The sequence below is a fragment of the Methanohalophilus sp. genome (assembly GCF_030156785.1).
Lineage (GTDB): Archaea > Halobacteriota > Methanosarcinia > Methanosarcinales > Methanosarcinaceae > Methanohalophilus.
In genome coordinates this window covers 26822-41221 of record NZ_JASGLW010000003.1, presented here as the reverse complement: position 1 = coordinate 41221, position 14400 = coordinate 26822, and the positions used below count along the sequence as shown (strand labels likewise).

At 41.3% G+C, this 14400-nt stretch carries 16 protein-coding genes and 1 tRNA gene; 5 read left to right on the top strand and 12 right to left on the bottom strand.

Features of this window, described 5'->3' with window-relative positions; genetic code table 11:
• Positions 1-9: 9 nt before the first annotated feature.
• The 7 genes from ribH to hcp form a co-directional block, all read right to left on the bottom strand.
• Positions 10-414, bottom strand: a complete 405-nt coding sequence (ribH, locus tag PWQ49_RS02425) for a 6,7-dimethyl-8-ribityllumazine synthase (protein WP_300607320.1) — start codon at positions 412-414, stop codon at positions 10-12.
• A gap of 61 nt (positions 415-475) precedes the next feature.
• On the bottom strand, positions 476-940 hold the full coding sequence (gene ribC, locus PWQ49_RS02420; protein ID WP_300607317.1) for a riboflavin synthase: 465 nt from the start codon (positions 938-940) through the stop codon (positions 476-478).
• A gap of 6 nt (positions 941-946) precedes the next feature.
• The gene (locus tag PWQ49_RS02415) at positions 947-2095 is read right to left on the bottom strand and encodes an alanine--glyoxylate aminotransferase family protein (protein WP_300607315.1); all 1149 of its coding nucleotides are present in this window, start codon (positions 2093-2095) and stop codon (positions 947-949) included.
• A gap of 78 nt (positions 2096-2173) precedes the next feature.
• Entirely contained in the window at positions 2174-2731 is a 558-nt protein-coding gene (locus tag PWQ49_RS02410) for a CBS domain-containing protein (protein ID WP_300607312.1), read from the bottom strand.
• 394 nt (positions 2732-3125) lie between these two features.
• Positions 3126-3710: a glycerophosphoryl diester phosphodiesterase membrane domain-containing protein gene (locus PWQ49_RS02405; protein ID WP_300607310.1), complete on the bottom strand. Its 585-nt coding sequence runs from the start codon at positions 3708-3710 to the stop codon at positions 3126-3128.
• Positions 3711-3824: 114 nt separating this feature from the next.
• Positions 3825-4166 (bottom strand): cupin domain-containing protein, encoded by a 342-nt coding sequence (locus PWQ49_RS02400; RefSeq protein WP_363321792.1) that lies wholly within the window; start codon positions 4164-4166, stop codon positions 3825-3827.
• 108 nt (positions 4167-4274) lie between these two features.
• Positions 4275-5891 carry a hydroxylamine reductase gene (hcp, locus tag PWQ49_RS02395; protein WP_300607307.1) on the bottom strand — a complete coding sequence of 539 codons (1617 nt, stop codon included), beginning with the start codon at positions 5889-5891 and terminating at the stop codon, positions 4275-4277.
• Positions 5892-5976: 85 nt separating this feature from the next.
• Here hcp and PWQ49_RS02390 point away from each other — a divergent pair, with 85 nt between their 5' ends.
• A complete protein-coding gene (locus tag PWQ49_RS02390) occupies positions 5977-6348 on the top strand; it encodes a helix-turn-helix domain-containing protein (RefSeq protein ID WP_300607304.1) in 372 nt (123 codons plus the stop codon).
• A 139-nt stretch (positions 6349-6487) separates the two neighbouring features.
• Here PWQ49_RS02390 and PWQ49_RS02385 read toward each other — a convergent pair whose 3' ends face one another.
• The 4 genes from PWQ49_RS02385 to PWQ49_RS02370 all read right to left on the bottom strand — a co-directional run bounded on the left by PWQ49_RS02385 (position 6488) and on the right by PWQ49_RS02370 (position 9269).
• The gene (locus tag PWQ49_RS02385) at positions 6488-7900 is read right to left on the bottom strand and encodes an NAD(P)/FAD-dependent oxidoreductase (protein ID WP_300607540.1); all 1413 of its coding nucleotides are present in this window, start codon (positions 7898-7900) and stop codon (positions 6488-6490) included.
• Between the two features lie 390 nt (positions 7901-8290).
• Positions 8291-8362: transfer RNA gene (locus PWQ49_RS02380), tRNA-Thr, on the bottom strand.
• Between the two features lie 59 nt (positions 8363-8421).
• Positions 8422-8940 (bottom strand): chorismate pyruvate-lyase family protein, encoded by a 519-nt coding sequence (locus tag PWQ49_RS02375; RefSeq protein ID WP_300607537.1) that lies wholly within the window; start codon positions 8938-8940, stop codon positions 8422-8424.
• Between the two features lie 17 nt (positions 8941-8957).
• Complete coding sequence (locus tag PWQ49_RS02370) at positions 8958-9269, bottom strand: DUF5611 family protein (protein ID WP_300607301.1); 312 nt, start codon at positions 9267-9269, stop codon at positions 8958-8960.
• Between the two features lie 579 nt (positions 9270-9848).
• On the opposite strand from PWQ49_RS02370, the gene PWQ49_RS02365 reads away from it, so the two are divergent.
• Positions 9849-10625, top strand: coding sequence for an AAA family ATPase (locus PWQ49_RS02365; RefSeq protein WP_300607299.1), 777 nt, complete (start codon positions 9849-9851; stop codon positions 10623-10625).
• A gap of 202 nt (positions 10626-10827) precedes the next feature.
• Here PWQ49_RS02365 and PWQ49_RS02360 read toward each other — a convergent pair whose 3' ends face one another.
• On the bottom strand, positions 10828-11040 hold the full coding sequence (locus PWQ49_RS02360; protein WP_300607297.1) for a hypothetical protein: 213 nt from the start codon (positions 11038-11040) through the stop codon (positions 10828-10830).
• A gap of 85 nt (positions 11041-11125) precedes the next feature.
• Here PWQ49_RS02360 and PWQ49_RS02355 point away from each other — a divergent pair, with 85 nt between their 5' ends.
• The 3 genes from PWQ49_RS02355 (at position 11126) to PWQ49_RS02345 (ending at position 14399) form a co-directional block, all read left to right on the top strand.
• Positions 11126-11638: a DUF367 family protein gene (locus PWQ49_RS02355; RefSeq protein WP_300607295.1), complete on the top strand. Its 513-nt coding sequence runs from the start codon at positions 11126-11128 to the stop codon at positions 11636-11638.
• 121 nt (positions 11639-11759) lie between these two features.
• On the top strand, positions 11760-12107 hold the full coding sequence (locus PWQ49_RS02350; RefSeq protein WP_363321790.1) for a TIGR00725 family protein: 348 nt from the start codon (positions 11760-11762) through the stop codon (positions 12105-12107).
• 81 nt (positions 12108-12188) lie between these two features.
• Positions 12189-14399 (top strand): DNA topoisomerase I, encoded by a 2211-nt coding sequence (locus PWQ49_RS02345; RefSeq protein ID WP_300607292.1) that lies wholly within the window; start codon positions 12189-12191, stop codon positions 14397-14399.
• The last annotated feature ends 1 nt before the right edge of the window (position 14400 follow it).

Here is a 14400-nt window from a genome sequence, read left to right as displayed (position 1 = left end):
AATCCTCAATTAAAGGCGGTTAAGAAGTTTAACTGCAGCTTCAACAGCCCTTTTTGCATAATCCACACGCTGGTGTGCTTCCATACGGGTCATGCCGGGTCCAGTAATGCCAAGAGTTACAGGTTTATTGAATTCAAGGGAAAGATCCGTGATCTTACGTGCTGCATGCTGAACTACAATTTCGTCGTGGCCGGTTGCTCCTTCAATAACAGCACCAATGGTCACAACTGCATCGATGTCATCCCTACTGCAGAGTTTTTTGATTGCAAGTGGCATGTCATAAACACCCGGTACAAGAATTGTGTCCACAACTTCAGCACCAAGGAACGTTGCATGCTCTTTTCCGAGGAGTTCCATCTGGTAAGTCAAATCCCTGTTAAATTCCGCTACAACAAATCCCAGCTTCATAGTCATTTAATAACACTCCTGAGCGCATATTAGTTTGTCAATTAATTGTGTTTACTTTTTTGGTATTTCAGATACGTGCAGGACCTGCGTCTTCAAATCCCTGTCTTTGTCCAGTTCCTGCTTCTTTAATCAGTTGCTGAGGCTTAAACAGCATTTTAATGACATTTAGCGCATGCTCACGGGTTCGCTTATCCATTAGATAAACAAGCTCTTTCTCGTCTTTTGCTTCATCCTCATGGACAAAAACCTCGATAATGTGCGTATTCGTCATAAGCTGTACCTGGATAAGTCCGGTGGAAGCTTCATGGGCACAGACTTTATCCTGTGGTTTCCCACCGGGCATCCCAAGAGCCATAACAATGTCGCAGTTTTCTTCTTCTATCAGCTTTTTGGAAGCAACTGGTAAGTCTTTGATGCCGGGAACTGTAACACGAACTATTCGCACAGATGCATGCTGCTGTAGCTCATCCACAGCAGCAGCACCCATGTTAAAGCGTGCAAAAGTTGTATCTACAATTCCTACAGATTTCATAACAGATCATGCATTGTCGATAACATCTGCGGCAGCTTCAATTGCAGGACCAATGGAACTTATAATCCCTTCTTTCTTAAAGATTAATGCAAGCTGCTGTATAGTTCTCATAATGTCACCATATGACACATTGCCCATGCTTCCAATCCTGAATATTTTACCACTAAGATGTGCTTGCCCACCTGCAATGATAATACCACTCTCCAGCATGGCTTTTTTGATCTTATTACCATCAAGACCCTCGGGTGCTTTCATGGCAGAAACCGTGTTTGAATAACGGCTGTATTCATTAAGCTGCGGAAACATCTCGATACCCATTGCATCCATTGCAGCCCTGACTGCTGCGGCAGCGGTTGCATGGCGTTTAATGCGAGCTTCCATTCCTTCTTCAGCAACGATGTGGAGAGCTTCCTGAAGTCCGTAGAAAAGCGGAATGGCAGGTGTGTAAGGCGTCTGGGTTTTATCCTTATTAGCACTCTTGCGATATGCTTTGAGATCAAGATAATACGGAAGGTTGTCCTTATCCATGGCTTCAAAAGCGCGTTCACTTACTGATATCATCGATAACCCGGGTGGTGCTGCAATGCATTTCTGGGAACCAACAATCGCAATATCAACACCCCATTCGTCCACAGGGACATTATCGCCACCAATGGAAGTAACACCATCCATAATGAAAAGAGCACCATATTTCTTAGCAAGCTCTCCGACTTCCTTTGCAGGATTAAGGATACCTGCAGAAGTTTCATTATGAACCATTGTTACGGCTTTTGCTCCTTCCTGAAGGGCTTTCTCCAATTCATCAAGGTCGAATGAGTGACCCCATTCATATTCAAGAGGTACAACATCACCATAGATTCCGGCAAGGTCCTTGAGACGCTCACCGAATTTTCCATTTTCAAGGGAAATAATACGATCGGAAGGACCAGCGACACAACCCACTGCTGCTTCCATTGCAGCGGTTCCTGAACCGCTTATCACGAAAATATCATTCCTGGTCTGGAAGACATCTGCAAGAATCTTGCGGCAATCATCATACAATTCTGAAAAAGCATCGCCCCTATGATTAATCATAGGTTTTGACATTGCCCTTAAAATTCGCGGGACAACATTAACAGGTCCAGGCATCATTAATAATTTATCTTCAAGATCCATAGAAATACCTCATATCTTTGTAATCCAAATTTTATGTAATGAACAACTTGCTATATAACTCTACTTAAAAAACGAGATTTATCCATGAAGCAATTTTATAATATCGTGTTTTGTGATAAACCCAATTGTTTGGCCTTTTTCAACAACAAGAACGGCAGGGTATCGTTCCAGAACCTGAGATACAAGCCAAATATCTGTTGTAGGTGAGATAACTGGAAAAGATTCACCCATAAGATCGATAACTTTCATCTGGGAAAGCCGAGATGGCTTGTTTTCAGCCATCGCACGAACCAACATGTCTTCCGAAATGCTCCCCATCGGTACTCCATCATCAATAACCGGCAATTGTGAATAGCCATATTCCTGCATGATTTCCACAGCATGATCCAATGAGTCAGACGAAGAAACAAATGTTACAAGAGAATGCATTATGTCGCAGGCTTTAACCTGCTCTTTTTCCGATATTTCAAATGCATCAAATATTTTCCGGAGGGTGGAAAGCCTTGGATCAACATCTCCAGATTCAATTCTGGCAATTAAAGGTTGACTGACACCTGCACGCATTGCGAGTTCATTCTGTGTCAATCCCAACTCTATACGTCTCTGTTTGAGATCTTTGGGAGTCGGAAGATGCATATTATTACTGATGGTAATTACTCAATATAAATATAACCATGGCAATTATTATTGCATCTAAAAAGAAATAAATTAAAAAATAAGGTACTGTCCTCGTTTCCCATAGCGTTATAAGTCTACTACATGGTAATTGGTCTGGCTTCACCAATCACTTCATACCCAGCAGGATTTTTTTCCAATATATGTATGCATTCCATCTCGGCCACCAATTCTGCCGTTATTTTGTAACTTGGACTTCTTACATCTATGACAATTCATACATTAATCTAAGCCTTTATAACATACGACTATGGCCAATTACTAAAGCCAAAAATAAAAAGATGGTCAGATGGCGTGTTCCTTTTCTGCTCCGTCATCCTAGGAATATACTTCTGCTGGTTAGTGAGACTTTCGATTATACAAATTCTTCTATTTCAGAATCTTCTGCAACTTCAGTATATTCATCTGGGCAAGATTCAATAAGACGCATTGTTGCAATTGTTTCTGCAATGGCTACTATAGGAATAGTTATGAGAAAACCCACTACAACATAGCCACCAATGGCACTGATAACCCATAATACAATTGCAAGAATAAGAGTATCTACAAAATTGTCCCTAGCTATTTCGATACTTTCCTTAATTGCATCAATGCCACCATATTCCTTTATGACCAGAAGAGGAAGAGCATAGATCAATAAAATACCAATTACAATTCCAGGAACTACAAGAAGCATAAATCCGATCATTAAAAGAATCGCGGCTACAATAAAGAATACCCAGCTTTTAACGAAATGATTGAAACCTTCAAAAACGTCCTTAATTTCTATTTCCTCTCCTCTGATGCCTTTCAGAACCATATAGTATAGTCCATAAAACAGGGGTGCAGCAGTAATAATAAGGGTAGAACCTATTGTTGTTACCAAAGTTGCGATGATATAAGTTACAAAATCTCTTTTAAACACCTTCCAGGTGTCTGAAAATATCTGCTCGTGATCCAAAATATTCACCTCTTGAAACATCCCTACCAAGCGCTTGTATAGGGTTATGGCACAACCTATATAAAAAGATGTAAGGGTAATTAAAAAATTCAAAAAAATCCTGAAAAATAAAGGTTAAAGGAATTTTGTGGGCTTGGATTGACGAGGCATTTTTATAACTAAAAAACGCAAAGTTGTTTTACTGGAATTCCTCACAGAATGTGGAATCCCCTTTGGAAACTCAACAAGACTATCCTGTCCTACTGTTTTTTCTTCATCCCCTACCTTGACCACTGCTTCACCCTCAAGTATATATACAGCGGCATCCACCGGAGTCACATGTTTTAAAAGCTCCTGATCCGGATTGAGACTTATATGGACTATCTGCCCGTGTTCCAAATCATAAAGATTCCTTACATCTACACCATGAGGGTTGGGTTTTATTTCTGCACTTTTAATTTCTGTCACTTTAATCATGTTTAAACCTGCAATAGTAAAATTTTATCCAATCTAGCTACTTACTTTTAAATCATTGCTAGAAATACTTGGATCATAAACTTGGATCATAATTTTTTAAAAGGTTGCTCAGAGCAACCTTTCAAGATCTGCTTCGACTGTGGTATTCTTGCTGATGTTGAAATTCTCAACAAGAACCTTGAGAACATTTGGTGAAACAAATGCCGGCAGTTCTGGACCGAGCACGATGTTCTTAACCCCAAGGCTAAGCAGTGCAAGAAGCACAGTAACTGCCTTCTGTTCATACCATGCAATGTTATATGAAATTGGAAGTTCGTTGATATCATCCAATCCGAAAGCTTCTGCAAGTTTCAGGGCAACGACCACAAGTGAATATGAATCATTACACTGCCCTGCATCCAGTACACGCGGGATACCGCCGATATCACCAAGATCCAGTTTGTTGTAGCGGTACTTGGCACAGCCAGCTGTCAGGATTACCGCATCATCTGGGAGACTCTTTGCAAAGTTGGTGTAATATTCCCTTGATGCATGCCTGCCATCACATCCTGCCATAACAATAAAGCGGGAAATCTGACCTGCTTTTACAGCTTCGATGATCTTGTCCGCAACAGACAATACTGCATTGTGGGCGAATCCACCCATGATTGCACCGTTTTCAAGTTCATCTGGTGCACTGCACTGCTTTGCTTGCTCGATGATGGCAGAGAAGTCTTTGGTACCATCAGCTTTCTCTTCGATGTGTTTTACACCTTCAAAACCTACCATTGAAGTTGTGTATAGCCTATTCTTGTAGGAAGCTTTTGGTGGGACCAAACAATTAGTTGTCATTAAGATGGGACCATTGAATTTCTCAAATTCATCTTTTTGTGTCCACCATGAGCCTCCATAGTTGCCCACCAGATGCTTGTACTTTTTGAGTTCGGGGTATGCATGAGCCGGAAGCATCTCACCATGTGTGTAAACATCCACACCGGTACCTTCGGTCTGCTCGAGAAGTTGTTTGAGATCCTTGAGATCATGTCCACTAATGAGAATACCAGGATTAGTCCCAACCCCGATATCAATGGAAGTTGGTTCTGGACTTCCGTAAGTAGTAGTGTTCGCCTCATCAAGAAGGGCCATTGTAGTTGCTGCTACGGAACCACATTCAAGGGCCATATCAACAAGTTCTGGTACACCTATATCATTTCTTGTAGTTGCAATTAGTCCTTTCTCAATGAATTTGAAAATGTCTTCATTCTGAAAACCGAGGACATAAGCATGGTGTGCGTAGGCTGCAATGCCTTTGATGCCATAGGTAAGCAATTCTTTGAGTGAGCGGATATCCTCATCCTCAATCCTGAGTACTCCAAAATTGTTGCCGGAAATCAAGGATTCTCTTGAGACGGTCGCTTCTGTGGGAACATCTGCTACGGCAATGTTGCCTGAGAGTTTTTCTTTCAGGCTGTCCCTTAATGTAAGTATTTCATCAATTTTTGCCTCGAAGTAAGCGGAATCAAAGTTGACGTTAGTAATCGTAGAAAACAAGGCTTCAAGTAGCAGTTGATCTGCCTTGGGATTATTAAATCCTTCTTCCCTCGCTTTTGCATTGTAAAATGCAACACCCTTGAGGGCATAGATCAGCTTGTCCTGCAAATCTGCAACTTCCGCAGACTTCCCACAAACACCACCAGTTGTACAACCGGTACCTTTAGCAGCTTCTTCACACTGGTAACAAAACATATTTTTCCTCCAATATAGTATATTATTGATATTTTATATTATTAAGATACTCTATTATATAGTAGGAGGTTTCTAATGTGATACTATGAAAGATTGTACAATTTACAAAACAATGGATATTATCGGGAAACGATGGACACTTTGCATTCTTCTTGAACTATACAAAGGAGATAACAATGAAAAGCAGTTCAATGAACTTAAGGGAATGATCAAAGGTATTACCCCAAAAATGCTTTCCACAAGGCTCAAGGAACTGGAAGAACAGGGAATTATACGCAAGAGGGTTGACAGTACTGCCTTACCAGCCAGATCATTCTATTCAATGACTGAAAGCGGTATAGATTTCATTCGCATTATTCAGGATATTAAGAAATGGGCACTAACATGGCAATTTGATAACCCAAAATGCAAAATGTCCGAGTGCAAATACTGTACAAATACTGTGACATCTAAATAATTGTGAATATAAAAAGTGTGCAATCCCAATAAAATTGAGTATTTCATGCATCATGTAAAAAGCCATGGTAATGCCCAAAAGTCTGCATGACATTGAAGCTCGATAAATCCAATTTTGTACATTATGATCATCAACCGGCTTAGCTTTTCCTAGATACTCTTAATATACCTCTCCCTGCCAGAACCCCGGTGGCAGATGCATTGACTATGTCACGGGAAAGCCCCGCACCATCCCCTGCTGCAAACAAGTTTTTGATACTTGATTGCATGTTGTCGTCAACCAGAATTTTCATAGAATAGAATTTTACCTCCGGTGCGTACAGCAATGTGGAATCTGAAGCCACTCCGGGAATTATTTTGTTAAGAATGTCAAGACCTTCAATAACATCCATCACAATCCTGTGAGGCATTGCCATCGAAATATCCCCCGGCGTAACGTCCCTGAGGGTAGGTATCAAAGGATTCTTCGAGAGCCTTTTTTCGGTAGAGCGTCTTCCACGTCTCAAATCCCCCATCCTCTGGAGCACGGGTTTGCCTCCTCCAATGGTGGTGGCCAGTTTTGCAACCGACCTGGCATATCTGATGGTATTTTCAATTGGTTTTGTCAGTTCAATATGCACCATGAAAGCAAAGTTGGTATTCTCAGATACCTTTTCGTGCATGGAATGCCCGTTGGTGGCGATAAAACCTTCATATTCTTCCTTGACAACAAAACCGCGTTCATTGGTACAGAAAGTCCTGACAAAATCGTCATACTTACGCGTCAGAATATGGAATTTGGGATCACGGTTGATTCTGGTCACCGGATCCATTATTATAGCCGGAACTTCGATCCGTACTCCTATATCAACTCCTGCATAGCGGGCATCAATAAAATGCCGGTCCACCAGTTCGTTGACCCAGCTCCCTCCTATCCTGCCTGGGGAAAGCAGAGTATAGCGGGACCGCAAAGTCGTGCCATCCTCAAGCCTGATACCTTTGCATACTCCGTTCTCAATCAGAAGGTCTTCAACCTCACTATTGAGCAGAAAATCAATTCCTTTTTCATCAAGTTCTTTTTTGAAATTACCGATTACCGTTGGTGCATTGTCTGTACCGATATGGCGCTGCCTGATCTCGATAAACCTGGCACCTGCTGAAGCTGCCCTGCGCCCAAGTTCTTCCACTTCCAGAGTGGAAGGTGATAATACCTTTTCAGTGGCTCCACTACGGAGAAATACATGATCCACATATTCCACCAGTTCCCATGCTTTATCCAGATCATGCGTGAACTCGGTGAGATCCCCACCAATATCCGGCCGGAGATTCAATGTTCCGTCGGAAAACGTACCAGCTCCTCCTACACCGCACATGATGTCACAGGGAGTGCAGTGCATGCACTGCTGGACCGTGTCCATGGGGCAATGCCTTTTGCTAACATCTTTCCCTTTGTCAACAACAAGAATATTCAGATCGTGACCTGCCAGTTCGTTAGCCGCAAACATCCCTGCAGGTCCTGCACCGATGATAATTACGTCGTATTTAGATTCTATTTCCCCGATATGTTTGTCCATGTCCACTCAAAGAATTAGATTATCTTTCATGATTATATAATTGCCCTGTGCAAAGCACTCTATTATTCTTTTAGCATCTAATATCAGGGATGAAGTAATATTTCAGGATCAAAAACAACCCCAAAATGAGATGCATTCAATGCACTAATTTGATAGTAGGTTTGCAATAATTAAAAATAAATTACTCCGATTGAGGAGTCGTTTTCATTGAAATAGCTAATGTAGCTAATAGTTGCTGGCTAATAGTTGCTGGCTAATAGTTGCTGAATTCAAAATAGCAAAGTGGAACAAAATAAAGCGCGTAGCATAAGTGAGTAGTGCAGATCTTTTACACTAACATAGATCTTATTGATAAAAGAGAAATCAGGGGGTTTATACCCCGTGATTATAAGCCCTGGGTGGGATTCGAACCCACGACCTCGTCCTTACCAAGGACGCGCGATACCTCTATGCCACCAGGGCATATGGTGATTATTGTGACCCCAAAATAGGGAATATCAGATAATAAGGTTTCGGTTGGATTACAGGTTCCAGCGCCCGTCTATCGGGAAGCTTTCCTTTATCCACATAAGAGTGGTATTCTGATAAATAATTCTATAAGTCCTTGAAAGGACTTTATCACAGCCGAAGAGTTCCTTACCATCTTCAAGCTGTATGGTCTCAAAATCCCTGCGAGTTTCCATTCCATAATTTCTCAGGATCTTACCAATCGGGATATCGGCGCGCATCAGATCCTGTTTTACCCCTTCAGGCATCCGATCCAGTGGAGAGAGAGATAAAGCATGCACATAAGGAATACCATCTGCAACAAGCATAACCGTGCGATGGTTTATTGAAGAGCTTTCTTCTACATCCAGCAATTTAGCCATTTCAGCATCCGCTTCCATAAGATACTGATCTTCAGTAACCACTGAAACCTCACTGCGGATCATAATTTCAAGCAGGAATGTAACAGATCCGTCGGTACCTGCACAAACTCTTAAACATGTAGGAATCTCAAAGCTCTTAAGCGCTTCAAGAAAATCATGATTAACAAACATCAAAACTGATCAAAAACTTACTTTGAAACTGATTTCTTTGCATTTTTAACACGCTCTTTGGCAGTGTATCCGGTTGCCTTAAAGAGAAAATCTCTGAAACGCTTATTGGTATCCAGAATTACATCATCTGCAAGACCTTCAGCATCCGAAACCGTTTCAACGGCAAGGAGTTTGCCGTTCATCCAGACAGATAGTTCTGACATCGCTCCGTAAGAAGTTGTCAGTTTATCACCATCACGAATAATCTCGGAAGGGAAACAAGACCGAAGTTCTTCATAGATCCTCTCAATATCAGGAGATTTACCGCGTTTTAATTTATATTCCTGCATGATTACCGGATCTTACATGATATTTTCAATCAATAAATGTTCCGGTTATTACAAAGGTTCGCAGAATTGATCAATGTGCTTAATTGGTAGGTAAAATAGTGTTTTTTGAACATGTTTTGAGAGGAATAGGTTCAAAAAAGAACTTTTGGCGACAGCATATAAAAACTTGAGATGCCATGCCAATGTCAGTAGTTCGCTAATTTATCACTAAAATAATTCCTCTTACATTATCAAAACACTTCACTGCTAATCTAACTTTATAACCTTCTCCGCACCCATTCCTCAACCAAATGAACATACATATCAAATTTGAAATCATCCTCCACTCTCGTTTTGGTCCAATATTTGTTGTCACAATGTCTTTCCAACAAATAACTCACAGGGCATATTAGTCCCGCCAGATTTGTACTAAGTAAATTCTTTAATATTCATCAAAATATAGAAGTAATCGTTATGTTTTTGAAATAATTTTGATATTTAATTATGAAATGATGTATTGAATCAATTTGAAAGTTCAGTAATCATTGAGAACCTTGTTTTTCGGTAATCTTTATACAATGAAAAGTCTAAGGTGAATTAATGATCAAAATAGCAATTACGGGAAAAGGCGGTGTGGGAAAAACTACATTGTCCGGAGTCATATCCCGACTGGTTGCAAGGGATGGTTACGATGTACTTGCCATAGATGCAGATCCCGACATGAACCTTGCTTCATCCTTGGGTATTGCGGAATCTCCAAGACCACTTACCGATTACAAGGAACTTATAGAGGAAAGGGCAGGTGAGCCTGAGGGGATGTTCAAGTACAATCCCAAAGTCGATGACATAGTTGATAAATTTGGAGTTGTGGGTCCCGATGGCGTCAAGATGCTTGTGATGGGAACGGTTGAGAGGGGAGGTAGTGGATGTATGTGCCCTGCTTCAGCTTTCCTGCGCGCTCTGCTTCGCCATGTGGTTCTCAAGGACAGCAGTACTGTCATTATAGATATGGAAGCAGGCATCGAGCATCTTGGCCGTGGTACTACAAAGGGTATTGATCTGATGATCGTTGTTGTGGAACCAGGTATGCGATCCATTGAGACGGCTGAGCGAATAAAATGGCTTGCTGAAGATATTGGAATAAACAATCTGGCTGCCGTGATAAACAAGGGAACTTCTTCAGATGTTAAACCAAAACTGGCGGAAATGGGTATACCCATACTTGGTGAAATTCCGTTTTCATATGATCTCATGATTGCGGATTTTGAAGGGAAAGCACCTCTGGATGCCGAAGTGGAGAACATTGGTTCCTTTATTGAAATAAAGGAAAAGATGCTGGAAATGATCAAGAGTTTCTGTGCTGATGACAAGAACTGAGTATGCAAGTGCTGCTGCTCTTCTATATATTCCCATGAAAACACTGAATTACTGGAAGGAAGATGCTTATTTTTTCGCTTCTTGAACAAGTTCCTTGCTCCTTTTTTAGTTTCAATGAAAAAACTCTGTCTACACAAACCATTTTCAAGTGATAACTTGCCTTTCTAGAATCTCTGAGAGCTTCTGTAATTTTATTATACACTCAAATTGTAATTAGGAGAAGGGCTCTGTAGAAATCCTCTTCTCTAACCTCAACTGAAGTCACTACATTTTTTATAAAAAGTCCTCTTCTAACTAAGCCTGCTGTAACCACTCTTATCTCATTTACACCGTTAACACTTAATAGGAAGAAGAGGAAATGGCAATAAGGCAGATTTATTTCTGCTCTTCCCAAAGCACTGGGGTAATATATCATACAACCACCTCTTGTGGATCCCGGATTTACCGGGGTCCACAAAAACAAAAAGACAAATACTCCCCTTTTAATATAGCAGGTTGTAATGCAGCATAGTAACTATAAGCTTCATGTTTATCATGCAAACCAGTGCAATCCGAAAAAGTGTACTGGAAAACGCCTGAAAAAGTTTGGGCTAGCACGTATCCATGAGAAAGTGAATACTCTCCCCAAACATTCCATATTACTTGACCCCTTTGCTGAGAAAGCAATCTCTAGGGAAGACATGGATACAAAAGATATTGTTGTACTGGATTGCTCATGGGAAACGGTGGAGGAAGTGTTCCCACTTTTACTTAAACGAAACTTTAAGCATCGTGCACTTCCCTACCTTGTTGCTGCAAATCCTGTAAATTTTGGAAGACCGTTTAAGCTGAATTCAGCAGAGGCATTTGGTGCTGCATTATATATTATGGGTGCAAGGGAGCAGGCAAAAGAAATCCTTTCCAAATTTCGGTGGGGATATACGTTTTTAGAATTAAACCATAATCCTCTGGAAGACTACATATCTGCGAAAAACAGTCGTGAAGTTGTTGAAATGCAGAAAAGTTATATGTGATCAAAAAGGACATCCCATCATGAAACCGCACATAGGAGTTATAGGAGCGGGGAAATGTGATGAATATATCTCATCTATTGCAGAAGATGTCGGCCGCATAATTGCAAGATAGGAAGGGATTGTGCTCTGTGGCGGTCTGGGAGGAGTTATGGAAGCGGTTTCCAGAGGATGTAAGCTGGAAGGCGGGATTGTAGTTGGGATACTTCCAACGGACAATCCTGATGATGCAAACGATTATGTTGACATTGCGATAACCACTGCAATGAGCAATGCAAGGAATGCAATAATTGCTCAATCGGCTGATGTACTCATTGCAATTGACGGCGAATATGGGACATTATCTGAAATCGCCCTCTCGCTGAAAATGGGTAAAAAAGTTGTTTGCCTTAAATCTAAATGGGAGATAGAGGGCACATATACTGCAGAGACCCCAGAAGAAGCTGTTGAAATGGCATTTTCTTTCATATGACTGATTTTCGCAATAAAGTTTATATGAAATGATATTTGTCAATCAACTGCTCTTAAAGTAAACAAATCCTACGGGTTCTCAATGCATTTAATAATTGCCGAAAAGCACATTGCTGCAAAAAGAATAGCGTCTATTTTGAGTTCCGGGAAACCGGAAAACAAGCGTATTAACGGTATTGATATTTACCGGTTTGACAACGGGGAAGAAACAGTTATCATGGGGTTAAGCGGGCATATAGTCCAGCTTGATTTCCCCCGTGCTTATAATAATTGGCAGGAAGTTGATGCCAGTGAACTGGTGAATGCAGACATTATTACAACACCAACACATACGAGAATTGTTGGTGCCCTGAAAAAGCTGGGGCGTGAAGCATCAAAAGTCACCATAGCTACTGACTACGATCGAGAAGGCGAACTTATCGGAGTAGAAGCACTGGAAATTGTTAAAGAAGTGAATCCTGATATTGAATATGACAGGGTTGTTTACAGTGCAATCACAAAATCATCAATTGAGGAAGCTTTTGCAAATCCCATAAAGATAGATTTTAATCTCGCAGATGCAGGACATTCGAGACAAGTAATAGATCTTGTATGGGGTGCTGCATTAACACGTTACTTATCCCTTGCGGCAATGCGTCTTGGAAAATCGTTCCTTTCAGTGGGAAGAGTGCAATCCCCAACCCTTGCACTCATTGTGGACAGAGAAAAAGAACGTGATGCCTTTGTCGCGCAGCCGTACTGGGAGATCTATGCAACTATTACAAAAGATGGAGAGCTTTTTACCATAAAGCATTCCACAGCAAGATTCTGGGATAAGGATGAAGCCGATGCAGCCTATGGGAAAATAGGATCAAAAGCTGTTGTTACTCTGATTGAAACTGGTTTTAAGAAGGACAAGCCTCCAACTCCATTTAATACAACAGAGTTTATCAGGGCAGCAAATTCCATCGGTTTTACACCTGCAAAAGCCATGAGAATTGCTGAATCACTTTACACTAACGGTTTTATTTCATATCCGAGGACTGACAACACCGTATACCCAAAGTCAATTGATCTCAGGGCACAAATAGAAATGTTCAGCAAAGGAAGTTTTGGCAAGTATGCCCAAAAATTACTTTCCAAAAAGGATTTAACTCCTACAAGAGGCAAAAAGGAAACAACCGACCACCCTCCAATCTATCCGACTTCAGTTGCCAGCAAATCCAAGCTTGGAGAAGATGAGTGGAAGGTGTATGAGCTGGTTGTAAGGAGATTTTTTGCCACTTTTGCAGGACCTGCTGTTTGGGAAACCATAAAAGCACGTTTCGATATCAATGGCGAGGAATTCAGAGCAAACGGTGCACGCCTTGTTGAAGAGGGATGGCGCTGGTATTACCATTATAATGCACCAGAAGAGAGGTTGCTTCCGCAGCTTACCGAGGGTGAAACGCTTCCAATATCCGGGAAGGAAATGCTGGACAAGGAAACTATGCCTCCGGGCAGGTACGGGCAGGGACGGCTTATTAAGATAATGGAAGATCTCGGACTCGGTACAAAAGCCACACGTCACGAAATCATCAGCAAGTTGTATTCACGCTCTTATGTGCACGGAAATCCACTCCAGCCAACTCAAACTGCCTATGCCGTTATTGAGGCGCTTGAAAAATATGCTCCGACAATTACCAAACCTGACATGACGAGCAAGCTTGAAGAAGACATGGATCGCATTGCAGAAGGGACTGTAAGTGAAGAGGAAGTTCTTCTGGAATCAAGGGCAATGCTTAGCTCAGTTTTCGAGGAACTGAAGAAAAACCAAGAGAACATCTCCAAAGCATTGAGGGAAGGTCTTCGCAAAGATAAGATCATAGGCAAATGTCCCGAATGTGGATCCGAACTGATGATCCGCAGATCAAAACGAGGTTCCAGATTTATCGGCTGTAACGGTTATCCGGATTGCACATTCTCACTTCCTCTTCCAAAGAGTGGAAATATCCTTGTAACTGATAAGAAGTGCGAGAAACATGGCATTTATCATATCAAGGTCAATACCGGAAAACGCCGGGCATGGGACCTAGGATGTGCTTATTGCAATTACCTAGAATGGAAAGCCACCTTAAAGGAAGAAAACAAGGCAGATGACAAACCAAAGAGGATCACCGACATCCCCGGTATTGGAAAGGTGACTGCTGAAAAATTGAACTCGGCTGGAATTTCGACTGTAGAAGACCTTGGTAAAGAGGATCCAAGAGAAATTGCAAAAAGTACTAATTTACCTGTTGGCAAAATTATAAAGTGGCAGGAAACTGTAACTTAAA

What these genes read in the sequence shown, in the direction of transcription:
- ribH (WP_300607320.1), bottom strand. Translation starts at nt 414, where the DNA reads ATGACTATGAAGCTGGGATTTGTTGTAGCGGAATTTAACAGGGATTTG.
- ribC (WP_300607317.1), bottom strand. Translation starts at nt 940, where the DNA reads ATGAAATCTGTAGGAATTGTAGATACAACTTTTGCACGCTTTAACATG.
- PWQ49_RS02415 (WP_300607315.1), bottom strand. Translation starts at nt 2,095, where the DNA reads ATGGATCTTGAAGATAAATTATTAATGATGCCTGGACCTGTTAATGTT.
- PWQ49_RS02410 (WP_300607312.1), bottom strand. Translation starts at nt 2,731, where the DNA reads ATGCATCTTCCGACTCCCAAAGATCTCAAACAGAGACGTATAGAGTTG.
- PWQ49_RS02400 (WP_363321792.1), bottom strand. Translation starts at nt 4,166, where the DNA reads ATGATTAAAGTGACAGAAATTAAAAGTGCAGAAATAAAACCCAACCCT.
- hcp (WP_300607307.1), bottom strand. Translation starts at nt 5,891, where the DNA reads ATGTTTTGTTACCAGTGTGAAGAAGCTGCTAAAGGTACCGGTTGTACA.
- PWQ49_RS02390 (WP_300607304.1), top strand. Translation starts at nt 5,977, where the DNA reads ATGAAAGATTGTACAATTTACAAAACAATGGATATTATCGGGAAACGA.
- PWQ49_RS02385 (WP_300607540.1), bottom strand. Translation starts at nt 7,900, where the DNA reads ATGGACAAACATATCGGGGAAATAGAATCTAAATACGACGTAATTATC.
- PWQ49_RS02375 (WP_300607537.1), bottom strand. Translation starts at nt 8,940, where the DNA reads ATGTTTGTTAATCATGATTTTCTTGAAGCGCTTAAGAGCTTTGAGATT.
- PWQ49_RS02370 (WP_300607301.1), bottom strand. Translation starts at nt 9,269, where the DNA reads ATGCAGGAATATAAATTAAAACGCGGTAAATCTCCTGATATTGAGAGG.
- PWQ49_RS02365 (WP_300607299.1), top strand. Translation starts at nt 9,849, where the DNA reads ATGATCAAAATAGCAATTACGGGAAAAGGCGGTGTGGGAAAAACTACA.
- PWQ49_RS02360 (WP_300607297.1), bottom strand. Translation starts at nt 11,040, where the DNA reads ATGATATATTACCCCAGTGCTTTGGGAAGAGCAGAAATAAATCTGCCT.
- PWQ49_RS02355 (WP_300607295.1), top strand. Translation starts at nt 11,126, where the DNA reads ATGCAGCATAGTAACTATAAGCTTCATGTTTATCATGCAAACCAGTGC.
- PWQ49_RS02345 (WP_300607292.1), top strand. Translation starts at nt 12,189, where the DNA reads ATGCATTTAATAATTGCCGAAAAGCACATTGCTGCAAAAAGAATAGCG.